21 protein-coding genes are annotated in these 23781 nt (G+C 40.9%); 4 read left to right on the top strand and 17 right to left on the bottom strand.

All coding sequences use genetic code 11. The features are described 5' to 3' along the window. Window positions 1–10 precede the first annotated feature (10 nt). The 8 genes from NCWK1_RS08520 to scyA all read right to left on the bottom strand — a co-directional run bounded on the left by NCWK1_RS08520 (window position 11) and on the right by scyA (window position 10045). Complete coding sequence (locus NCWK1_RS08520; RefSeq protein ID WP_245894861.1) at window positions 11–934, bottom strand: TatD family hydrolase; 924 nt, start codon at window positions 932–934, stop codon at window positions 11–13. Continuing rightward, complete coding sequence (locus NCWK1_RS08515) at window positions 931–1686, bottom strand: EboA family metabolite traffic protein (RefSeq protein ID WP_096579501.1); 756 nt, start codon at window positions 1684–1686, stop codon at window positions 931–933. Before NCWK1_RS08515 ends, NCWK1_RS08520 begins: the two co-directional genes overlap by 4 nt. Before the next feature lie 88 nt (window positions 1687–1774). Further along, window positions 1775–2935 (bottom strand): scytonemin biosynthesis PEP-CTERM protein ScyF, encoded by a 1161-nt coding sequence (gene scyF, locus NCWK1_RS08510; protein WP_103124561.1) that lies wholly within the window; start codon window positions 2933–2935, stop codon window positions 1775–1777. A 152-nt stretch (window positions 2936–3087) separates the two neighbouring features. Next, a complete protein-coding gene (locus tag NCWK1_RS08505; RefSeq protein WP_245894860.1) occupies window positions 3088–4476 on the bottom strand; it encodes a ScyD/ScyE family protein in 1389 nt (462 codons plus the stop codon). After that, entirely contained in the window at window positions 4473–5747 is a 1275-nt protein-coding gene (locus tag NCWK1_RS08500) for a ScyD/ScyE family protein (protein WP_187308090.1), read from the bottom strand. Before NCWK1_RS08500 ends, NCWK1_RS08505 begins: the two co-directional genes overlap by 4 nt. 65 nt (window positions 5748–5812) lie before the next feature. Continuing rightward, the gene (scyC, locus tag NCWK1_RS08495) at window positions 5813–6790 is read right to left on the bottom strand and encodes a scytonemin biosynthesis cyclase/decarboxylase ScyC (protein WP_103124409.1); all 978 of its coding nucleotides are present in this window, start codon (window positions 6788–6790) and stop codon (window positions 5813–5815) included. 36 nt (window positions 6791–6826) lie between these two features. Continuing rightward, window positions 6827–7888 (bottom strand): tryptophan dehydrogenase ScyB, encoded by a 1062-nt coding sequence (gene scyB / locus NCWK1_RS08490; RefSeq protein ID WP_103124408.1) that lies wholly within the window; start codon window positions 7886–7888, stop codon window positions 6827–6829. Window positions 7889–8152: 264 nt separating this feature from the next. After that, the gene (gene scyA, locus NCWK1_RS08485) at window positions 8153–10045 is read right to left on the bottom strand and encodes a scytonemin biosynthesis protein ScyA (protein ID WP_103124407.1); all 1893 of its coding nucleotides are present in this window, start codon (window positions 10043–10045) and stop codon (window positions 8153–8155) included. A 960-nt stretch (window positions 10046–11005) separates the two neighbouring features. On the opposite strand from scyA, the gene NCWK1_RS08480 reads away from it, so the two are divergent. Both NCWK1_RS08480 and NCWK1_RS08475 read left to right on the top strand, forming a co-directional pair. Continuing rightward, window positions 11006–12943 carry a scytonemin biosynthesis sensor histidine kinase gene (locus NCWK1_RS08480; RefSeq protein WP_103124406.1) on the top strand — a complete coding sequence of 646 codons (1938 nt, stop codon included), beginning with the start codon at window positions 11006–11008 and terminating at the stop codon, window positions 12941–12943. Window positions 12944–13077: 134 nt separating this feature from the next. After that, window positions 13078–13890: a response regulator transcription factor gene (locus tag NCWK1_RS08475; RefSeq protein WP_103124405.1), complete on the top strand. Its 813-nt coding sequence runs from the start codon at window positions 13078–13080 to the stop codon at window positions 13888–13890. Here NCWK1_RS08475 and NCWK1_RS08470 read toward each other — a convergent pair. The 4 genes from NCWK1_RS08470 to lgt form a co-directional block, all read right to left on the bottom strand. After that, window positions 13851–14030, bottom strand: a complete 180-nt coding sequence (locus tag NCWK1_RS08470) for a hypothetical protein (protein WP_103124404.1) — start codon at window positions 14028–14030, stop codon at window positions 13851–13853. The genes NCWK1_RS08475 and NCWK1_RS08470 overlap by 40 nt on opposite strands. A gap of 89 nt (window positions 14031–14119) precedes the next feature. Continuing rightward, window positions 14120–14473 (bottom strand): phenylpyruvate tautomerase MIF-related protein, encoded by a 354-nt coding sequence (locus NCWK1_RS08465; protein WP_103124403.1) that lies wholly within the window; start codon window positions 14471–14473, stop codon window positions 14120–14122. Window positions 14474–14568: 95 nt separating this feature from the next. After that, window positions 14569–15345 (bottom strand): precorrin-4 C(11)-methyltransferase, encoded by a 777-nt coding sequence (gene cobM / locus NCWK1_RS08460; RefSeq protein ID WP_103124402.1) that lies wholly within the window; start codon window positions 15343–15345, stop codon window positions 14569–14571. A 243-nt stretch (window positions 15346–15588) separates the two neighbouring features. Continuing rightward, window positions 15589–16440: a prolipoprotein diacylglyceryl transferase gene (gene lgt, locus NCWK1_RS08455; protein WP_103124401.1), complete on the bottom strand. Its 852-nt coding sequence runs from the start codon at window positions 16438–16440 to the stop codon at window positions 15589–15591. A 652-nt stretch (window positions 16441–17092) separates the two neighbouring features. On the opposite strand from lgt, the gene NCWK1_RS08450 reads away from it, so the two are divergent. Then, window positions 17093–17560 (top strand): DUF2808 domain-containing protein, encoded by a 468-nt coding sequence (locus tag NCWK1_RS08450; protein ID WP_103124400.1) that lies wholly within the window; start codon window positions 17093–17095, stop codon window positions 17558–17560. A gap of 131 nt (window positions 17561–17691) precedes the next feature. Here NCWK1_RS08450 and NCWK1_RS08445 read toward each other — a convergent pair whose 3' ends face one another. The 5 genes from NCWK1_RS08445 to NCWK1_RS08425 all read right to left on the bottom strand — a co-directional run bounded on the left by NCWK1_RS08445 (window position 17692) and on the right by NCWK1_RS08425 (window position 23300). Then, on the bottom strand, window positions 17692–18240 hold the full coding sequence (locus NCWK1_RS08445; RefSeq protein WP_096585171.1) for a DUF4126 domain-containing protein: 549 nt from the start codon (window positions 18238–18240) through the stop codon (window positions 17692–17694). A gap of 438 nt (window positions 18241–18678) precedes the next feature. Then, the gene (purB, locus tag NCWK1_RS08440) at window positions 18679–19974 is read right to left on the bottom strand and encodes an adenylosuccinate lyase (RefSeq protein WP_096579483.1); all 1296 of its coding nucleotides are present in this window, start codon (window positions 19972–19974) and stop codon (window positions 18679–18681) included. Window positions 19975–20161: 187 nt separating this feature from the next. Further along, window positions 20162–20695, bottom strand: coding sequence for a DUF421 domain-containing protein (locus NCWK1_RS08435; protein ID WP_103124399.1), 534 nt, complete (start codon window positions 20693–20695; stop codon window positions 20162–20164). 27 nt (window positions 20696–20722) lie between these two features. Continuing rightward, window positions 20723–21637 carry a YihY/virulence factor BrkB family protein gene (locus NCWK1_RS08430; protein WP_096579446.1) on the bottom strand — a complete coding sequence of 305 codons (915 nt, stop codon included), beginning with the start codon at window positions 21635–21637 and terminating at the stop codon, window positions 20723–20725. 133 nt (window positions 21638–21770) lie between these two features. Beyond that, a complete protein-coding gene (locus NCWK1_RS08425) occupies window positions 21771–23300 on the bottom strand; it encodes a YifB family Mg chelatase-like AAA ATPase (RefSeq protein ID WP_103124398.1) in 1530 nt (509 codons plus the stop codon). 76 nt (window positions 23301–23376) lie between these two features. Here NCWK1_RS08425 and NCWK1_RS08420 point away from each other — a divergent pair, with 76 nt between their 5' ends. Next, entirely contained in the window at window positions 23377–23724 is a 348-nt protein-coding gene (locus NCWK1_RS08420; protein WP_096579438.1) for a histidine triad nucleotide-binding protein, read from the top strand. The last annotated feature ends 57 nt before the right edge of the window (window positions 23725–23781 follow it).

Below are 23781 nucleotides of genomic sequence, written 5' to 3'. Positions count from 1 at the left end.
GCAGAGAGGTTTATTCAATCAGTGCGTATTCCTGGCGCGACTCTACCAGTGGTTCTTGCCCTCGGAGGACGGAATTATCGCTGAATGTTTGTCGTTGGTCGATGGGTGAAAGGTTTAGCCAGTCAGATTCCTGCATTTGACCGCTTTGGCTGTAAGCAGCGAGGGCATTTTGGTAACAAACTTTCTGCACATCTGCGGCGGGAATCCCTCGTTCTAGCATGAGTAAAGCAGTTTTAGGAACAGCTAGAGGGTCGCTTACTCCCCAATCAGCACTGCTATCAACAATGATGTTATTGCTCCCATATTGCCTGACAATTTCTACCATCCGGGCATTCCCCATTTTGGTATGAGGATAAATTGTGAATGCTGCCCAAAAGCCTCTGTCTAAAACTTCCGCTACTGTTTCTTCGTTGTTATGATCAACAATTACCTGGGATGGTTTTAAGCCGTGTTCAATGCAGACATCCATACTGCGGCTTGTCCCTGCCTTTTTATCACGGTGGGGTGTATGAATCATCACCAACATATCTAGTTCTTTGGCAAGTTCTAGCTGGAGGCGAAAATATTTGTCTTCGGCGGGTGTTATATCGTCATAACCAATTTCGCCAATGGCAACTACACCTTCTTTGCAAGCATACAGTGGTAATAATTCCATGACTTGCTCTGCTAAAGCTTCGTTGTTAGCTTCTTTAGAGTTCAAGCCAATTGTGCAGTAATGTTTAATCCCAAACTGTGAAGCCCGAAATCTTTCCCAACCAACTAAGCTGCTGAAATAATCTTGAAATGAACCAACATTAGTCCGCGGTTGTCCCAACCAGAAAGCTGGTTCAATTACTGCTACAATTCCCGATTTCCGCATCTGCTGATAATCATCAGTTGTGCGCGAACTCATGTGAATATGGGGGTCGATAAACATCATATTACTAATATTCATAGATATTTTTGTGAAAACTTAGTAGGCATCTGATTTTGCAAATCTTCTAAATCAATAAATTTTTCAACTAACGGCCAAATTTCTGCCGAAACTGATCGGTTAGCACTCCGACGTTCGTCAGCATAATCAATTAACATCCTTGCCAATTCAGCATTAGCACGTAAATCCAAACCTTGAATTAACTGCAAAGAACTACCCACAAATAACGCTTTCAACACCATCTGATTCCATACCAAATTATCAAAATATTCGGCTGGATAAGGATTACATAAAGCCACAGCATTAAATACTGCGGTCATATTGCTACGAATTCCTTCCGCCGCACGCTTTTGTAATTTTTCTGCGTAAGGTAATAAAGGTAAGGCTTGATAAAGTGTTACCAGTTCCCGAACATCAGCGGTTATAAATACTTGTTCTAAAGCAGATAAATAATTCTCAGAATCAGCTTGTGCCAGAGTTAATACTAGTAGTGTACGCGCCGTTTGATCAACACTCCAATGGCTAGGAAACCAGCCTGTTCTTATTGCTGAAGCATGATTTAAATCTTGAGAAGTTAATTTCAGTTGATGTTTGCCTGTATAACGAGGCACTCTACTAAAAGCACTAAAAAATACTCGCGTATTAGCACCGCTATTTATTTTCTCTGTAGTTTCATTTAGCCAAATAACAGCTTCTTGAGTAACTTGTTGTGTTACCCAGTGATTTAATAATTCATTAATATTAGTTATTTTGTAATCAATTACAGCAGACATAATCTACACCTAAATATTAGGGATTAGGAATGGGAAATTAATAGCTTTATTCCCAAATCCTAACTCCCGATTTTCAAATAGAACCTTTTTAACTGATGGCTGATTTTTGTTGTCTATTTTTCCGCCATTTAGCAGCAGCAATCCCCATGCCAAATATTCCTATACCTAACATTGAGCTTGGCTCTGGTACTTCGTTTCTACCTTCAACTTTTAACACTTGCACACGACCTTGGAAGAAGTCGCCGACATAGAGTTTGCCATCTTTATATGCTGTGCCACCTGTCCAGTTAAATCTACCGGGTGTTAAATCGAGAGGGTCGCCAAAAGGTGGTTCTCCCAATTGAGGAGGCGGTACAATTCCGCCAGACGCATCAAGGGCTGGTTCACCAAATGCAGTTAAGAAGTTACCGTTTTTATCAAATACCTGGACGCGGCTGTTGATAGAATCAGCTACATAGATATTCTCAAACTCGTCTACTTCAATGCCAATTGGCTGATTAAACTGTCCTAGCCCAGTGCCTTGTGTGCCAAATGTTAAAATTGGGTCGCCTGCGGGATTGAGTACCTGAACTCGGTTGTTAAACTGGTCACTCACATAGAAATTCCCACTCACTGGGGAAATTCTGACACCTGCTGGCCCTTGAAACTGCCCAGGTGCAGTACCAGAGGTACCAATGGAAGCAAGAAGTTGACCGTCCGGCGTGTATTTATTAATTTTATCGCCGCTAAAATCACCTATATACACATTACCTTGTTGGTCAAATGTTACACCAGAAGGGCCAAAGAAAGCTCTACCAGGGATGAGGCCGCCAAATGAACCAAAGGAATTGATAAAGTTACCTTGAGGATCGTAGACATTAACACGGTTGTTAAAAACATCCCCTACATACAGGTTCCCAGTTTGGGGAGATATTTCTAAAGCTGATGGTTCGTCGAATTCTCCTGGCCCTGTACCACCTCTACCAATTGCGCCAATGTACTCACCTTGAGGGTTGAATACTTCGACTTTGTTACCGATATTTGGGTTAAAACTACCATCTGGGTTAAGACCGCGACCGTTACTAACTAGGGTATTGCCGGCGCTATCTACGGTAATGCCTTGAGGCACAAACAGTTGCCCAGGCGCAAAGCCAGGACTACCAATACTACGTTCGTATTTTAAACTTAAAGACAAAGCTTGAGCAGATGTTGCTAACACCATAAATCCGGTACTGACAACAGCGATCGCCAAATGTTTTACTAATCCCATAAGTTTTACAGTTCTGGTTGATGAGGTATACTCTTTCCTAGATAAATGTTGTTCCCAGACCCCGTTTGGGAAAGTTAAAATTTGGGCTGCTGCCACCTGTGCATTTAACAACTTTCGCAGTGAGGCAGCAGTCCATTCTGTTAGTTAAAGAATTAGACCATTTCTGCTTCAGCTAAGGCTTCACGTTTACGCTTTTTCGCCATTGCCGCTTTACCAAAAGCCGCAGCTATCAGTGTCCCAGCGATAGTAGCGGGTTCGGGAACTTGCTCTGAACGAGGATTAATCCTAATAACTTGTCCTGAACCTGCCAGCCTAGCGCGGTTAGAAATATATAAATTACCATCAGGGCCATAAGTTATTCCAGAAGCTGCTTCTAAGCCATCACCACTCCAAATGGTTGAGCGAGTCCCATCAGTACCTATTTTGATGACAGAACCGCTAATATCACCAGTGATAATCCCGCCCTGTTGAATGGCTTTCCATTCAGAAACATTGATGTGTTGCAAGGCATATAAGTTGCCTTCTGGGTCGTAGGTAACACCAGTTAACTGCGTAAAACCATCAGCTAGAGTTTGAATTTCTAAATTATCAGGATTAACTGAAAATAGCCGAGCTTCGCCTTCAGGATAAGGGAAATATGTATATTCGCTAATTGTTAAACTGCCATCAGGAGCAACAGCAATTCCTGTAGGTACGGATTGATTAGATACTGGTAAACCGTTAGAACCACTTGTATAACCTGGTGGTAATGGTGCGCCTCCTGTTGGGTCTACTGCGCCTCCAGGAAGCATAGGAAATTCCAGGCTATCTGGTGATATGAGTTTCGGTGGTAATGCAGTTACATTCTGAATTCCACTGCCATCAAGTCCTACAGAATAGAGGGTATTTCCACCGCCATCAACAACAAAAGCATTATTACCCTTAATAGCAAAAGCATAGGGGTTAGAAATTAAATCTGTACCATCAGGATTATTACTGGCTTCGTAGGCGGCAAAATCGGCAAGAGTGGTGAGTCCACCAGTGTTTAAGTCTACTTTATATAATTTGCCAAGGTCAGGCGACCTTAATACGGTGTCCCGTTTATTCGGATCACCCGCCAGACCTGTCAATAGATAAGCGTTACCTCTAGAATCAAATTTGAAATCTGCGGGGCCTGCGGCTTGTTCTCCAGAAGGTGATAATGCAATAGAAGTTAGACCAGAGATGATATTTGTTCTAGTGCCGTCTTTGGCAATTTTAACTAAGGAACCATTTTGACCAGCACACAAAGGAATGTATGCGGCGCTTGGAGATGGGATACATCTTCCGTCTTGGCCATTACCGCCAAAACCGCTTTCAGTTACATAAAGATTGCCTTCACGATCAAAGTCTAAATTTCGGGGGTTATTTAGACCGTCAGCTATAACTTTGAAACTAGCTGCTTCGGCTGCTTTTGTGCCAGCAACGATGGTAATACCAAGAGTAACAAGTGTAATAGTTAGATGTTTGAGTTTCATTTGTTGTAAGTTGTGTATTAGTAAAGTTGGAAAATTTGTGGTCATTCCAGGGAGTTACTACTACTGGGTTTGCGCTTCCGTAACCAACTAATGCCCAGAACGCTAAACGTTAATAAGCTAAAAACAGAAGTTGGTTCAGGAATAGATTGGGGATTCTCAACTCTGATGATTTGTCCTTGTCCGGGGCGATCGCTTTGGTTACTGATGTAAAATGCACCATCAGAGCCAATAGTTAAACCATTGGGTGACTCCAAACCTTTGCCACTGAGAATCGTTGTGCGAGTGCCATCAGCAGCAATTTTGATGAGAGAACCAGCAAAATTACCTTTCCATGCTGACTGATTGGCATACTGCAAGGCATACAAATTACCCGCAGTATCAAACTCTAAGTCTGTGATTTGAGTAAAGCCATCTGCATAAACTGTGGTTTTACCATCAGTACCCACTCGATAGATTTTGGCTCCACCTTCAGGAAAGGGAAACCCAGTGAATTGGCTGACGTAGTAAGCACCATCAAGACCTTTAACGACACTTGAAGGTACTGCTTGAATAGCAATTTGTCCTGGTGGTGGTTCTGTGGGAGTGGGTACTTGACCTGGTTCGTTAGATGGTGTGCCTGTGGGTGGAAAAACTGGGTTGGTGAATATATCTTGGGGAAATACTGTGAGTGCTTGTAAGTTACTACCATCAGTCTTGACACTGAGTAAATCGTTAGCACCTGCATCAACGGTAACTATGCGATCGCCATCGATGAAAAAACCTAAAGGATTGCTATTAATATCGCCTCTATCGGGGTTATTGACGAGTTCATAGTTAGCTAAATCAGCAACAGTTGTCCAGGAATTACGTTGAAAATCCGGGGTAATGATTTTTCCCAGTACAGTGTTGCCCAGATTGCGATCGCGGAAGGTTGGATCAGCCCCATATCCTACTAAAATATAGGGTTTACCTGCGCTATCAAATTGGATGTCCCGCACTCCACCGGCTCCTGTACCATCAGCTAAGGCTATGGAAGGTAAGCCTGTAAGTACAGGTTTTGCCTGGCCATTCTCAATTTTGAGAACTCTACCACTTGTGCCATAGCACAAAGCACCGCCTTGACCACTCACAGGTGGCACACAAGCTCCGTTTCCTCCTGTTCCGGCCTCTGTGACATACAAACTGCCATCACTGCCAAAACTCAAACCTCTGGTATTATTCAGACCATCTGCAATCACAGAAAAAGAGGCTGCCTCAGATGTTTTCATTCCGGCAACAGCCGCAACACAGAAGGCGAGAATAGTAATGGGTAGTTGTGGGAATTTGATGTGTTGCATTTTTTCGACGCAGAGGAATAAGGAGGTAAACGCGGAGGTACGCGGAGTGTTTGATCAGAAGTGACTTAACGACCGTTAGCAACTAATTCTGGCTCTTTGGCTACTGGTACATAACTCATACCTCTGTCAAAAGATTTGAGATTGCCAGCTTTACCTTCTAGGAGGCGTTTAATGTTCATGCTTTCTGCACCGAAGTCTTCTATCTGGAGCTTGCCATGAGCTAATTGTTCTCCAACTTTCCAGAAAGTAATACGATGCAAAATTAGCCCAGAAGCATCAGGGTCGTTAAACGCGTAAGCCGTGGGGATGAGCAGAGCTACAGAACGCTGATAGTAGTTGTATTCTGGATAAAAATATTCTTGTTCTAGCAAGTAGTATTTGCTTAAGCTATGAACACGTACAGAGATTTGAACTTTCTGGTTATATTCATCCAAAAAGTCGCCTGATGAGCCATTCACTTCACCAATGGGACGGACTAAATGCGCCCATTCGTTGATATTTTTGACATCTTTTAAATAATCAACGGCAATTTCTACTGGAGCATCAACATAGATAGTATCTGTATCAATAAAGTAGCGTCCTTTAGCTGCTGTTTTCCGTCCAAGTTGGCGCTCTAAATTAGCTTTGAGAGAACGACACTCTGAAGTGTGGACAGTATGAATACCCTGCATAATCATTGGTGTTTGGCGTTTGGGGTCAACAAAGCTCAACCAATGAAAATACACGCCTTCTTCGTCTGTTCCAGGCTCTATATAATCGGGGGGAAAAAGTAGTACAGGATAAACTTGGAAGTATTGATTGTACTCCAGTCCGCAGTGCCACTCAATGCCATAAAATAGGGAATTTTCTAGCTTTTTAACGTGATAGTAGAGGTTTTTTTGATAGCCAGATGCAGTTCCCAGCCAAGTATCTTCGTCAATTTGCTCTTGCATCCGGCTATAAAGCGTCCATTCATCTAAGTTTTTTAAACTACAAAGATATTCAAAGGCGCTTTCTGGTGAAGTAGCTATATAAGCTGATGTTGCAAAGGTATTTCTTTCCACTGATAATTCCTCTAATTAATAGTTAATTGCTCAATGTTAAGCAGCAAGTTGTTGATTTTTTATGGCTCTAGCTTGCAAAATGCGTTCTTCTGCCAATCTTTTAGAAGCATCGTTAGTAGTGATGCCTTGCTGATAAGCAATGCCAAAAATCTTCAGCAATGTATCGTAAATATTATTGACTTGCTTGAAAGCTTTATCTTCGTCATAGCCAATCATCTCGTTATAAACATTGATAATGCCACCAGCATTAATGACATAATCAGGACTGTAGAGAATGCCTTTTTCTATCAGTCTTTGACCGTGAAGACGCTCATTTTCTAATTGATTATTAGCCGCACCCGCAATAATTTTGGCTTGGATTTGGGGAATAGTTTGACTATTAATAATTCCTCCCATTGCACAGGGAGAAAATATATCTACATCTAAACCATAAATTTCTTCTGGTTCTACCACAGTAGCACCAAATAAGTTTTTTATTTCTACTGTTTTTTCTGGTCTGATATCACTAACAAAAAGTTGCACGCCATTTTCATATAAATGCTGACAAAGATTTTTACCAACATTTCCCAAGCCCTGAACAGCAACTCTCATGCCTTCAAGTCTTTGGGTCTGCCAACGAAATTCTACAGCAGCTTTAATACCTAAAAATACTCCTAAAGCAGTAATTGGTGCGGGGCCGCCTGATTTTTCTTCTACACCAACTACATGATTAGTTTCTTGTTGAATTGTGCGAACATCTTGGGGTGTAATGTTGACATCCTGACCTGTGATAAAACGTCCTTTGAGGCTTTCAACAAACCGTCCATAAGCTCTCAACATGTCATCAGTTTTATCTGTAGGATTAGCAATAATAACTGCTTTGCCTCCACCTGCGGGAATGTTGGCGCAAGCTGCTTTATAAGTCATACCCCGACTAAGACGCAAAGCATCTTTTAAAGCAGCTTCTTCATTGATGTAAGGATAAAGTCTGGTAGCTCCCATTGCTGGCCCTAAGCTAGTGTCATGGATGGCAATAATTGCTCTGATATCAGGATTTTTTCCATGACAGTAAAGGATTTGCTCATGACCCATTTCTCGAACAGTTTCAAATAGCTGCATGTGTGGTCTCCTATTCTTGATTGTGAGTTGATTAGAGCAAGTTAGTAAGCAAATTAGGAAACACGATTTGGGCGAAAGAATGCGGCAAAATTAGCTAAATGGGAAAGGAGAAATGTGAAAAAATATTAAAATTTTCTAGCTAATTTTGCCACTTTGGTAATATGTATGACAGGTAAAACTTAATGTTTATGGTGTAATTGTTGACAAAAAAGTTGGTTTTTTTGTCAGCGATCGCCAAATACCTAAAATACTCCAGCCAGAAAGTTAAACCAAGGGAAAGGAAACTTGCTTGGCTGGAGTTTTCACAATATTTGAGCCATTTGCTTTGACACCTTGGGCTGCTAAACTCTTGTTGCGTCCGCCAGAAGGTGCGGGTCGGTCAGGGTCAATCACAACATCAACGACAAAGGGAACTTCAGATGCGATCGCTTGTTGTAATGCTGCTTCTAAGTCAGACTCTCTGGTGACTCCGACTCCTTCTGCACCCATACCACGGGCAATCATCGCAAAATTAGTGGCAGGAATCTCTGCATCTGCACCTTTTAAACCCAATATTTTCATGCCTTGATGACACATATTGTATCGGGCATCATTCAGGACAATCCAAACCGCAGGGATTTGATATTTGACGGCGGTGCTGATTTCGTTATTCATCAGCATTGCTCCATCACCCACAATGGCAACGGCTTTACCTTTCCTGGCTTGGGCTGCACCAACTACGCCTGTCGCAGCATGTCCCATCGCCCCAACTCCGGTGCTGACTCGGTAACGATTGGGTTCGGTGAAGCGCAGACAATGAGTTGACCAAGTAAACGAGTTACCACACTCCGCCAAAACTACCGCATCGCTACCTTCTACAACTATTTTTTGAATAGCTGCCATCAATACTTCTGGCCGCACTGGATAGTCTGGGGCGGCTTCGATGGGTTCAGGTTGGGGGTTAGGTAACAACTCAGTTGCAAAAGGAACTTCGGGTAAATGCTCCAAAAGTTCTTGTAAATAAGCTTTGATATCAGATTGAATCGAGAAAGTCTGAGCGTGGGGGTAAGCCACACCAGGAACTTCTGGATCTATATCGACATGGACAAAGCCTTTTTTCGGAACCATTGTTGGACTCCAGAAAGAAGTCGGTTCACCTAAACGGGTTCCCAGTACGAGGGTACGAGCAGGGGGATATTTTTCCATATAGGTAATGACGGAAGCATCACCACCCAAACCTGTAACACCAACAAACTGCGGATGATCTTCGGGGAAAATGCCTTTACCACGAGGGGAACACATCACCGCAGCCCCCGTTCTTTCCGCTAAGGCGTAGATTTCATCAGCAGCATCCCGCGCTCCGAAACCAACCCAAATAGCAAAGGGTTCAGAGAATAATAATTCCGCTGATTTAGCGACTTTTTCTGTTTGAGCAGTGATGCGGTAAGCATCAACATCTAGCTGTGGCCAGGAAATGCCTTCAACTAGACTGGTTTGCACCGCTGTCGGGATACTGATGTGGGCGACAAATCCCCCTGGTTGAGCTAAACCCAGTGCCAGTTTACGAAAAATTTGTGGCAGTTGGGCAGCAGACTCAACGGTAATCGCATAGTTGAACAATGCACCTGATGTGAAAATTCCGCCACTAGGCAAGGTGTAGCTACTGGTTTCTTGAATTGCCCAGCGTCCACGTTGGGGTGCGGAGGTGCAAGCCGACAGTAGAATCACCTTTGCACCTTCGCCACGGGCAGCAAATAACCCGGTGAGAGCGTTGGTAATTCCCGGCCCTGCGGTGGTGAAGACTACTGTGGGGCGATCGCTGGCAAAATAAGCTTCCACCGCAGCAAACGCCGCCCCTGCTTCATGGCGAAAATTCAGCACTTGCATTTGGCTGTTTGATAAGGCATTCCACAAACTGGCCATTGCACCGCCAGCAATGCCGAAAGCACTACATATACCCATATTGACTAACATTTGAGCGATCGCTTCCGCGACTGTCAGATGAGGGTGGCGATCGTTGGCTAACAAAGTTGGAATTACTTTTTGAGGCTCTAAATGCTCAAGCTTGTGGGCATCTTGAGGCAGAGATTCTGCATAATGTGTACCGTTTGTAGGCAGTTCTTGGTACAAATCCGTAGTAACTAGTTGAGAATTAGAATCAGTATAATTTTGGCTCATTGCTTTCACTTAATTCCCGATACTTGCACAAGCTCTTGAGTATAAACTTGATAAATTGGTGATATATAATACTCAAAAATTTGTGGCTTATTTTACAGATATGACCGGGCTGGTTTGACAGTAGATGTTTGTGCGGCTTTTCAGCCCATTAAAAAACTCTTGAAAAAGTGAAGAAAATTAAAGCAGTACTTATGAAAACCAGAGTAAGGGAAATTAATACCTGTTTACAATGAACAATTTTTTGATGCCGTTACCAATTTTTTCGCAATCGTGATATTGGCTACATTAATTGTTTCGCTATTTACTTCAGTATATTGCCTTAAATCTTGTGTTAATCAGCAATTTGTATCAAATTAACTTTAAATAACTTAATATTAGGTTCTAAAGTACAGGCAGTTAAACGCTCAAATTCTTGAGTCAGATTCAAGTGTTTATGCAAAATTATTTGCATTATCTACAACTAAGTAACTTTACTCGACTTATCAATTAAAGTTACCCCTTATGGAAGATGACGCATGAACACTTACTCTAAGCCCAAAAAACAATGTATTCCTTTTGACGGATGATAAACTAGATTTTTCTATATTAGATTCCTGAAGGAATGAGTTAAGAAAAATTAAGAGGATTCATTAATGAGTAAAAATTAGCCTGTGGAAGCTCAACCGCCTTCCAGGCTGCATCAGCAATTTTTGACTAAGCCAAAGCTACTGAGAGTTTTTGATACCAATAAAACCAAGTCGCACAAACTCAAGGGTGACAAAGTTAACAGCATCAAACATCTAGAAATCTCCATGACCGCAACATTAACCTAGAACAGAAACACCTGGTTGCTAAAACTCGCAGTCAGGTCTTGGTTATTCAAATCAAAAGTAAAGCATTATAGTTTGTGCTTCTCTTTAAAAAACATAAGGAACCTTCATAAATGCACAACATTAATATTATTAGGAGTAATAAATTACAATGGCGCTACAGTCAGAATTAGAGTTTAAACTTGCTCACTTTCTTATTAATAATTCTGTAGATGCGGCATTCTGTTTAGGGTCAAACTGGCAATTTATTTATGTCAATGATGCAACTTGTAAAATGACTGAATATTCCCGTCAAGAGTTGCTATCAATGACTTTGCAGGATATAGATTTAGATTTTTCTCTACATAATTGGTCAGAAAAAAAGCTCCAGAATACTGTTACCTTAAAAACTCGTTACCGAGCTAAGGGAGGGCGGATATTTTTAGTAGAAATATCGATCAGTTTTTTAGAAGAACAAGGCAGAAAATTTAGTTGTGCTTTTGTACGAGATAAAAGTCATGAAGTAATAGAATTAAGTGTGCAAAAATGGATTAATGAATTAAGAGATGCTAACGAAAACTTACAACAAAAAATTTTTGAACTCAAGCAAAGAGAGAGGAAATTAGAAACATCTCTCTCTTTACTGAATTCCACACTCGAAGCTACTGCGATCGGCATTGTGACAATTAACTTTGAGGGAGATATTATCAGCGTTAATCAAAAGTTTTTGGATATGTGGCAAATTCCAAAATCTTTATTTCGCTCTAAGCGATGTCCTCAATGCAAAGCTTTTTTTGAAAACAAAATTAAACATCCAGAAACTTTTAATCGACTGATTTGGGAAATTTCTAGCCAATCAGATATTGAAAGCTACGATGTTATTGAATTAAAGGATGGCAAAATATTTGCTAACTATTCTCAACCTCATTGGTTAGAAGGAAAAATTACTGGTAGAGTGTGGAGTGTTTGGGATATTACTGAATCGAAACAAGCTGAAGCAGCATTACGGATAAACGAAGCTAGATTTCGGACTTTAGCAGAAATAACAGATGCAAGTACTTTTTTGATTCAAGGTACACGAATTTGTTATGTTAATCCAGCAGTAGAAATATTAACAGGCTACACCAAATCAGAACTATTAAATGGTTTTGATATTCGCCAAATAATCAAAAGTAAAAAACACAGACAGTTAGTTAAATCAAGAGAGGTGAATAACTTTGAATACCAAGAGATAAGTATCCTCACCAAAAACGGTACAGAACGCTGGCTGGCTTGTGCAATAGCCAGACTTGATGGAAAACTTGATTTTCAAGGTCAAGAAGTTGAAATGATTGCTGGGATTGATATTACTGATTATAAAAATGCAGAATCGGAACTTAATAAGGCTTTAGAACAAGCAAAACAACTGAGTGATTTGAGAGCGCGTTTTCTGTCTATGGTTTGCCACCAACTCCGCAATCCATTGAATGTTGTTTCATTTTCTAATAACTTGCTCAAGCGATATGTTGATCAACAAACAGCACAAACAATTCAACCTCTACTCGAACAAATTCAACTTTCTATCGAGCAACTGAGCCAGATGTTAGATGAAATTTTGTTCTATGCTAAAGCAGAAGCAACAAAACTAAAATTTGAACCAGAATCACTAGAATTAGTTAAATTATGCAATAATTTAGTAGCACAAATGCAGATGAGTAATCTGTCGAATACAATAAATTTCACCTGTCAAAATAGACATCTGCAAGTTTATATGGATAAAAAAATATTAGAGGCAATTCTCAAGAATTTGCTAGATAATGCCATTAAATATTCTCCATCTGGGGGTATAATTAATTTGACACTTTCTCATAACAGAGAAGAAATAATATTTCAAGTAATAGATCAAGGAATAGGTATCCCATCCGTAGAGCAAGAACGGGTACTAGAACCGTTTTATCGTGGTAGCAATATTGATAGTATTCCTGGTACTGGATTAGGGTTAGCAATTGTTAAAAGTTTAGTAGATTTGCATGGTGGTCAAATCACTGTAGAAAGTGAAGTTGGCTTAGGTACTACCTTTAATGTCATGCTGCCATTTATCAAACAAAATTATCAAAGTTCCGAGTTATGAGTGTTGAGTCTTGCAACTCAAAATTCATAACTTGGAACTACAAAAGAACTTAGGAGTAATTAATTGTGTCCCTGTTAGAGACTCAGCAAAGAAGTGACGAAATACTTACTGTCAACAATTTTACTAACAGAACAATGATTGCCAAATCATCAAAAACAATTCTCGTTATTGAAGATGATAGTGTAACCCGCACTCTTTATTTAAAGGGTCTGAAGCTAGAAGGTTTTGATGCGATAGGTGCTGAAAATGGTTTAGTGGGTATTCAAAAAGCTAAAGAAAATTTACCTGATCTGGTGGTTTGCGATATTATGATGCCTTATATGGATGGTTATAGTGTTATTCATGCGCTCAACCAAAATCCTTTAACAGCAGCGATTCCTTTCATTTTTCTGTCTGGTAGCGACAGGAGGTCAGATATTCGCAAAGGTATGGAATTAGGTGCAGATGATTATATTACCAAACCTTCTACACTAGATGAATTGCTGAGAGCGATCGCAATTCGTCTTCAAAAGCAAGCCTCGTTGAAAAACTTATGCAAAGATATACAAGAAAAAACCTCAACATCAATAGAAGAAAATTCCCCAGACTCGTATAATCCTCAGTCAATTTTTCCTTCTGTACCACAATTAAAAGAGGTTTTTGACTTTATTGAAGCTTATTTTCGCCAAGGAATTACACTGTGTGATGTGGCTGAGGCGGTTGGTTATTCACCTGCATATTTAACTAATCGAGTAGCCAAACAAACAGGCGAAACTGTCAATAACTGGATTGTGAAACGGCGGATGGTGGAAGCTCGTTCTCTACTGCAAAATACTGATGAGACTGTTGAGCAAATTGCCAAACTATTAGGCTATCAACATGTTTGTCATTTCTCGCGTCAATTTCGCCAACATCATAATTTACCGCCTCATGCTTGGCGGTTATGTTCTAGAAATAAAGAAATTTGATCAAGTTTATAGCATAATTTTGATAACAACTGGAGTTTGGTTTGCTTTTGTTGATTACGATAAACTCTTGTTCTGGGACAGTCAGGAATTTTTTCCAGAATTTCATACCCAGGAATAGCAGCAAAGATAAAAGTATTCATCTTAGAAACACCACAGGAGATACATCATAAGTAGTATTCCCGTAGGTGTCAGTAATCTTAAATCCGTATTGAAATAAAGCTATGTCAAACTAACCAAATGTTGTGCTATTCCAGCCCCACATTGCACCTGTAGCATCAGCAAATTCAATATAAATTCGATTTTGTGGTATACCTAAAGCTTGATTAATCTGCCGACAAAAATCTTGACTCATTGCTTCAGTTTGGTTAGGCTTCATCATCCCAATACTTTTAATTTCGATGTAACAAACAGGGTCTGTGGTTCCTCCAAAAGTCATGGGGATATCGGCCTCAAAGGCTGTCATCACATAAGATTCGGGTTTACCTAAATGTTTGGCTAACTTTCCTGACAAACTCTTCAGCATTGTCTCAACTTCAGGTTTTGCAGGTGCAGATACAGAAGTTTGTACTTTAATTAATGGCATAGTACCGAATTAGACTGTTTGATTTTATTTACATTGTTCAGTTTATCTAACCCCAGAGGCGCAGAGAACGCAAAGATGGGGAAAGTGATAAATAATTAAGTCCGAAATAAATGATGATATTCAGGATTATATAAGTGCGATCGCCCATTTGCTGCTTTCAGTGCCGGACTAATTATATAAAGTGTGGTGCGAATAAGATTTTCTTGATGAGTGCATTCCGCCATTCGGGTGAGGGGAACAACCCTGATTTTTTCATCAGGCCAGCATAGACGAAAGCAAATCGCCACTGGGGTTTCATCTGGGTAATGTTCGAGTAATTTAGCTTGGGCATTTTCGACATGACGCGCACTTAAATACAAGCACAAACTCGCTTGATGGGCGGCGAGGCTGGCTAATTCTTCTGTAGTTGGGACTTCGGTACGCCCGCTGATGCGAGTGAGGATGATAGTTTGAACTAAATCGGGGACTGTTAATTCTACCTTGAGTTTGGCTGCGGCTGCTTGAAAAGCGCTAATTCCTGGGACGACTTCAAAAGGAATTTCAGCCTCAGCCAGCATTTGCATTTGTTCGTGAACCGCACTGTAGAGACTGGGGTCGCCAGAGTGGAGACGAACCAGAGATTTTTGTTGCGATCGCACTCGTTCCACCATCAACGCTACAATCTCTTCTAAAGTCTTATCCGCAGTCGGAATAATTTCCGCATCCGGTCGGCACAGATTTAAGATTTGTTCAGGAACTAAAGCATCAGCAAATAAAATTACATCCGCCCTAGAGAGGAGTTTTTGCGCTTTAACAGTTAATAAATCAGGGTCTCCAGGCCCAGCACCCACAATATAAACGGTTGCTTTTACAGAATTTAGCTGAGTTTCCATACAAAAAACTTATATTATTTCTCCGTATTTACCCGTAACGAAAAAATTCTCCAAAAAATTTTTTGGCATTTTCTCAGTATCCTTCCGGATTAACCCTCTAACTATAGAAGAGTGGAATGGTAGATGCACCCTGGTTAAGCCCTAGAATCAAATCTGGGGCATTTTTTATTTTTGGTCAATCAAGAAGCCAAAAGGCAAAAAGCAAAATTCAAAATTTTTACCTTTTTACTTTTTACTTTTTACTTATTCAGTTGCAACCACATCAGGTAAAGGGCGTTTACGATAATACAACCAAGCTAAACCAGCTAAACCAGCGAGAATGCCTGTTAAACTTACGACTTGGGCTATTCTCAGCGGCCCCAGCATTAAACTATCAGTGCGTAAACCTTCAATCCAAAAGCGACCTGTGCTGTAGGCTGTTAAGTAAACCATAATTAAAGTGCCTGCTTTTAGGCGTAGCTTACCAGACACACCTCGCAAAAATAAATTTAACAGCAAGGCAAACACCATTAAGTCCCACAGTGATTCATACAAAAAGGTGGGATGGAAATATTCAAAACTTTCTAATCCAGAAGGGCGGCGTTCTGGGGGAATATATAATCTCCAAGGTAAATTAGTCGGACTACCAAAAGCTTCCGAGTTAAAGAAATTGCCCCATCGCCCGATCGCCTGTCCTAAAATCAGGGAAGGTGCAACTAAATCTGCTAATTGCCAAAAAGAAACCCGTTTGAGTTTGGCAAAAGTTAAAGCGGCTATTGTTCCACCGATAATTGCGCCATGAATAGCAATACCACCTTCCCAAATAGCGATAATTTTTTCTGGACGCTTGACGTATTCAGCCCATTCAAACAAAACATAATATAGTCGTGCTGCGGGAATTGCCCCAATTACCAGCCAAATTGACAAATCACTCAGCAACTCTGGATTAACATTACGGCGTTTTGCCAAGTACTGAGACAGGCTGACACCCACTAACACCGCCGTAGCAATCAACAAGCCATACCAGCGGATAGTTAATGGGCCAATTTTCACCAAAATCGGGCCTGGGGAAGTAAATTGAAATGCCAACGGCAAAGAAGAGATATCCAGTACCATGCAAAACTACCTAGATAACTACAGTGTTTAGCTTGAGCAACTGACAACCCTATCACTGGGAGGGTATTTTTGTCTATAAACCATTAGAGCAGGTTTTGTTTATAGAGACTCACATTCATCAAATATTCTGCTTAGTTAAATTCTGTAGGGTGTTTGACGGCTAAGTAAAGATTTGAGCCTTGAAAAAATGAGAAATTAGCCGTAATGCACCGAATTGGATGATGCGTTGGCGCAGACGCTCTACCTCCGAACACTGAGATTCGAGGAAGTGCAAGCCTTAGCTAACTCATTAATTAAGTGCAGTCAAAAACTTAGGTTTACAATATTTATACTTAACCTTATTGCTAGTCCACATATAAATAAAAATACATTTTTTCATCCTCTAAGAGTATTATTTAAACTAGAATTTCTCTAACTTTATTCCCTAAGTATTTTACCTACAGTTCAAACCTCAGAATGATAAAGGTAATATCCCCTTAGCGAGAAGTCATTTTGTTTAAATATTTTTAATCTAAAAATTAATTAAACAAAATTTATTCATTCTCTGCTTGGTAAATCTCATTAACTATTGCTCATCAAAAAAAGATACTTAACTTAAAGTTAGGTAGTAATTTTCTGTTTGTTGTTGTATTCAATTATTTGGAGGTTCGGAATGAAAAGATTAATTTTGTTGTCTAGCGTGAGTTTAGCGATCGCTGCTACTTGTCTTCCGGCTCAAGCTCAACGACAAGACATATCTTACAATAGCACTGCTCCGCGAATTAGCAGTACAAGTGGGTACGATAATACTCACACAATTAGTGTCTACACAGGAATGCAACCGCTGTCTTACTTAATAGTTAGACCTTCAGATGCTATTAAAGTTAGTGACAATATCGATGTAACTGATCAATCTGGTCGGCGTGTTGATACTAGCATCACCAGAGAAGATGACCGCAAAATTAGAATTAACTTCTCTCAACCTATACCTCCTGGCACTAATCTCAATATTGCTTTTAGGAATATTGATTTTGCCAATGCTTTTCCTAATAGAAGCTTTGTTTACTATGACATTTCTGGCGGACATATCGGTTTATCTAGAGAAGTTCCCTATGGTTTAGCCCAAGTTCAGGTATATTAATTTTTGGGTTAAACATTCATAAAAAAAGTAGAAACGTTATTATGCAACGTTTCTACTTTTCAAAAATGAAATATGATTACTATATCAAGCCTATTATTGTAAATTCTGAATTCTGTTGTAATATTATTAGATTAATAAATACTTTTCTTTTGATAACGCCAGTCATACCATTGTTTAGCACTACGCACTGCAAACCACAGCAATATTAAAGCAATTAATCCCCCTTGCCAAGGCGCACCAAAGGCAAATAACACTAAAGCAATGCAGAGAGTATCTTGCAAAAAAGTTGCCCACAAAGGTAAGCCGCGCAAGCGATAAAACCAACCAACTTGCACAATTTGTAATACGAATGCTAATAATCCCGCCGTTAAAGCAATTAACCACTCAGGTGTGGCGGTGGCGGAAGCAACAGCTAAACCCATAATTGCCCCCACCAGTGGAGATAAAAATAACTCAACTACTTGTATTACTCTTTGTCCCAGCAATCTTTTGCTACCAAAGAATTCTAATAATGACCAACTGGTGAGAACAACTAACAAAATATGCGGGGAAATGTGAGATAAAATCGGAGTCTGCGACCATAAGTTGCTGCCCTGCAACAGTCCGATAATTAATAGGGGTATGCCTATTCTTAACCCTGCTGCCGCAGAAGCAGAAAGTATGGCAAATATTTCAACCATTAGGGCAATTGTAAATAAGTATTTGTTACTTATATTACCCAGGGCTAATAAAAATTCCAGCACATAGAGACATTATTTAGCAATGATTGTCTATGGAGACTGGGTGTGGGGGTGATATCGTGTCCGGTGAAAGACTTATCATGAAGGCCGCAGGGGTGCAGAGGAGCAGGGGTGCAGGGGTGCAGAGGAGCAGAGGAGAGGGTTTTGTCGTTTCTGCACAGATTTACCGAACCATAACTGATTTGCCGGACATGATATGAAAGGGCTTCGCCGTGAGCCTCAGCCGAACGGTAGAGGGTATAAGGGTTTTGAATAAGTACACTCTTATACCCCTACACCCTGGTTACTGCGCGTGTCTTGAACGCAGTCCAAGTACACCCTTCCCAAAACCTTTGATTTTTCGCTGTGTATACACGGTAGCCAAAAGCAGGGGAAAAATTAAATATCCAAGCGCTTGTAAACTTCATCCAAGTGCTGGAGATGGTGCTGCGGATCAAAACACTTTTCAATTTCTGCGGGTGAGAGTTTGGCTGTAACTCGCGGATCTTGACTAATCAAATCGTGAAAATTTCCTTCTGGCTGATTCCAAGCAGCGTGGGCGCTTTGTTGCACGATCGCATAAGCTTCTTCCCGATTTAAACCTTTGTCTATTAAGGTGAGTAGCACTCTTTGGCTGAAGACTACACCGCCATAACAGTTGAGATTTCGCGCCATGTTCTCAGGATACACCAGCAGATTTGTCACCAATTCGGTGATTTCCACTAACATAAAGTGCGTCAAAATACACGCATCTGGCAAAACTACCCGTTCTACAGAACTATGGGAAATGTCCCGTTCATGCCACAAAGCCACGTTTTCTAAAGTTGCACCTGCATGGCTTCTCACCAAACGCGCCATTCCCGTTAATCTTTCAGAACGGATGGGATTGCGCTTGTGAGGCATTGCACTAGAACCTTTTTGGCCTTTGGCGAAGAATTCTTCAACTTCCAAAACGTCTGTTTTTTGCAAGTTGCGAATTTCCACAGCAAAACGTTCAATGGATGCTGCCAATAATGCCAATTGCTGCACATAATCGGCGTGGCGATCGCGGGAAATTACTTGTGTGGAAGCTGTATCCGGTTTGAGTCCGAGTTTTTCACAGGCGATCGCTTCCACACGGGGTTCAATGTTGGCGTAAGTTCCCACCGCACCAGAAATCTTGCCTACAGCAATGGTTTCCCGGAGAGTTTTCAGCCTTTCTTGATGACGCAATACTTCCGCCAACCACCCAGCCAACTTAAAACCAAAGGTGATGGGTTCGGCGTGGATACCATGCGATCGCCCAATCATCACGGTATTTTTATGTTCCCGTGCTTTTTGGCGAATTGCCTCAATCAAATCTGCCAGTCGTTGGGATATGACATCCAAACTGGCAACCAGTTGCAGTGCTAAAGCGGTATCTAATACATCTGAACTGGTTAAACCTAAGTGAATATAACGTCCAGCCTCACCTACATATTCATTGACGTTTGTCAAGAAAGCGATGACATCATGACGGACTTCCGCTTCAATTTCTAGAATCCGCTTAGGCTCAAAATTAGCCTTAGCTTTGATTTCCACAACGGCATCAGCGGGAATGTAACCCAGTTCAGCTTGGGCTTCACAAGCTGCAATTTCTACTTGAAGCCAGGTTTGGAATTTATAAAATTCAGTCCACAGGTTGCCCATTTCGGGCAAGGTATAACGCTCAATCAACGTTCGCGGCAGAATACAACTGTCATATTTTACAGTTTAATTAGCCTAGATATACAAGAAGAAGGGAATAGGTTACAGCCAGTAGGGTGTGTTAGGCGTAAGCCGTAACGTACCGAAAACTTTGCGGTAGATGCGTTACGCTGTCGCTAACACATCCTACGTACATTTCAGAAATCAAATATTAGTCCTATAGTACTTTTTGTTTAGCTGGAGAAAGAGTTGCTGTGTCTGAAGTGATGATACTGATACCGCCATCAGATTCCATGTAGGCTAATTTAACCTCAGCTAAAAATTCCACTCCTTGTTGGCGTAACTTACTCATCAACTCATCTTCTGTAATCAGTGCTTTTTTAAGATGTCGGTCAATCATTTGTCCATTTTTGACCAACAGCAGCGGTGGAGGATTGAGAAAGCGTTGAAATTTTGGCAATTTATAACCTAACCAGTTGAGAAAGTAACTCCAAAAAATCACTGTGCCTACTAGAATGCCACCTTCGGTAATTGATGTATAGTGACTTGCCATTGCATTTTGGGCTGCTTCAGCAAACAATACAACTACTAGTAAATCTGTGATTCCTAATGTTCCTATCTGTCGGCTAGGAAGAAAACGTAAGACTGAGAACAACGCCAGATAAACTAGAGAACCCCGAATAATTAATTCTAAAATGCTAATACTAGGAATAAAAATTGCTGGCCAATCAATATAAAACCATTTGTCCATTTTTGCGTACTCAGCACTTTGTGATATTTATCTGCGATCGCTGTTGATGCGTTTTGATTGACCATTATTATTCATGGGTATAGCATTGCGTGTCGGTCGAATACCGCTACCATATCTTCTGGCGTAAACTTGCGTAAATTCTGCGCCAAAAAACAGAATTTGGGCGGCATAATAAACCCAAGCAAGAATTACTACTAGTGAACCAGCTGCACCGTAAGTTGAACCAAAACTGCTATTACCAAGATATTGACCTAATAAATATCTACCCAAAGAAAACAATAGGGAGGTAATGACAGCACCAATTAACACATCATTCCAGGTAATTTTGGCATCTGGTAAAACTTTGAAAATTAGTCCAAATAATATTGTCGTAATCGCAAAAGAAAGAATAAAGTTAACAACTTGCCAAATAACATCTACACCAGGGAGTAAGTTGCTAAAATAACCCACTACTGCCGTTAAAGCTGTACTAATAACCAGTGTGACTAATAGTAAAAAACCAATACCCAAAATCATCGCAAAAGATAAAGCACGCTGACGTACAACATTTTTCATCGCCCGTCCGGGTTTTGGTTTGACTTCCCAAATTGTATTCAGAGCGTCTTGAAGTTCAGTAAATAAGCCTGTAGCACCTAAAAGTAAGAGTAAAATACTAATTACTGAGGCGATCGCACCTGTTTTTGGTTGGCTGGCGTTGCGAATGGCGATTTCGATAAACTTAGCTCCATCTGGCCCGACTAAACCTTGAATTTGCCGGACAATTTCACCTCTAGCAGCCTCTTCGCCAAATACTGCACCAGCGATCGCAATGACAATAATCAACAACGGTGCGATGGAAAAAATCGTGTAATAAGCTAATGCTGCGGCTAAACGCGAAGCTTTATCTTCACTCCATTCCTGAAAAGTTTCTTGAAACAGCCCCACAATTGCCTGAAAATTCATTTACTTAGTCTCCTTGTTGGAGGATATCGCTTTCTTCCTTGATATATTTGATACTGATTTTATAAATAGCGACATCTTCCTAAAGGGGTTTGTGCAGCTTTCTCAAGATAGAATTTATTTATACGGAAACTTTTCACAACATTCTATCGATGGTACGATACTGAATAGCTTCGGCCACATGATGAGATTGTAAGTCGTCTTCTCCGGCTAAATCTGCAATAGTGCGGGCAACTTTGAGAATGCGATCGCTCGCCCTCGCTGATAAACCTAATTTATTGATTGCTGCTTCTAATAAAGAACGACTAGCATCATCTAACTTGCACCATAGTGGCAGATGTCGGCTTTGCATTTGAGCATTACACCGCAGACTTGTTTCTGATTGGAAGCGATGAATACTGCGATCGCGTGCTTGTTGAACTCTCTCCCGCACAGATTTTGATGACTCTCCTGTGGGTTGTTGGGTAATTTCTTCTGGTTTGAGGCGATTCACCGCCACCTGCAAATCAATTCTATCCATCAACGGCCCAGAAAGCTTTGCCCAATATTGTTCTCTTTGTCTGGGCGAACAGGTACACTGTTGAATAGTATCGCCGTAGTAACCGCAAGGACAGGGATTAGTACTCGCCACTAAAGTAAATTGTGCGGGAAAAACAACAGATTGTTTTGTGCGAGAAATGGTGACATAGCCATCTTCTAAAGGCTGACGCAGAAATTCTAAAACATCCCGTTTAAATTCCGTGAGTTCATCGAGAAAAAGTATACCGCGATGAGATAACGAGATTTCCCCAGGACGGGGAAAACTACCACCACCAACCAAAGAAGGGCCAGATGCAGAATGGTGAGGACTGCGAAAAGGGCGATCGCGCACTAAAGAACCACGATTTTTTAATAATCCAGCGACAGAATGAATCCGAGTTACTTCCAAAGCTTCAGAAAATTCCAGCGGTGGTAAAATTCCAGATAAGCGTCTAGCTAACATCGTTTTCCCGCTACCTGGAGGGCCGACAAATATCAAATTATGTCCGCCAGCAGCCGCAATTTCTAAAGCACGCCGACCATGAGCTTGTCCTTTAACATCATGTAAATCTGCATTAGAATAAGAGACTTGTACTGCCTCAACTACATCATGTATCTTTACAGGTTGGTAACGTCCAGGATTATTTAATAAATCAACTACTTCCGATATACTTTGACAACCATAAACAGCCAATCCTTTTACTACAGCCGCTTCTTGGGCATTGTCAGCCGGGACAACTAAACCCGTAATTCCCATTTTTTGGGCAGTAGCAGCGATGGGTAAAACCCCAGCCACCGGGCGCAGACTCCCATCTAGTGAAACTTCACCTAAGAATAGATAATCTCCCAATAAATCAGCATTAATTTGCTCAGAAGCCGCCAAAATACCCACACTAATCGGCAAATCAAAACAAGGGCCTTCCTTGCGTAAATCAGCCGGAGTCAAGTTAATCACGATTTTCCGCATCGGAAAAGCAAAACCAGCATTTTTTAAGGTAGCCTTCACCCTCTCTTTCGATTCCTGAACCGCGCTATCTGGAAGCCCCAAGACAATAATTCCTGGTAATCCCCCCGATACATCGACTTCCACCCCCACTTTTACCGCATCGATACCAACAATTGATGCACTCCAGACTCTCGCCAGCATTATTTTATTCCTTAGTCATTAGTCATCCGTCCGTCTTATTATTGACAATTGGCAAATGACAAATAACAAATGACCAATGACTAATCAAGACACAATTTTTAGTAAGATTATTCGTCGGGAAATTCCCGCCAATATCGTTTATGAGGATGATTTAGCTTTAGCGTTTACAGATGTTAATCCGCAAGCGCCAGTTCATATCCTCGTCATTCCCAAAAAACCCCTAGCTAAATTAGCTGAGGCGGAAACTCAAGATGCAGCTTTGTTAGGACATCTATTATTAACCGCCAAGCGTGTAGCCGCAGAAGCTGGTTTAACAAATGGTTATCGTGTTGTCATCAATACCGATGCTGATGCTGGTCAAACTGTCTTCCATTTACATCTGCATATTTTAGGAGGAAGACCAATGGCTTGGCCTCCTGGGTAATGTTTAATCCTTAAAGAAGGGTATGAGGGTGTATGTGTTTAAAACCTTTATACCCTC

The sequence above is a fragment of the Nostoc cycadae WK-1 genome (assembly GCF_002897135.1).
GTDB lineage: Bacteria > Cyanobacteriota > Cyanobacteriia > Cyanobacteriales > Nostocaceae > Nostoc_B.
Note: the sequence above shows the minus strand (reverse complement) of the source record. Positions and strands in the feature narration are given on the sequence as shown.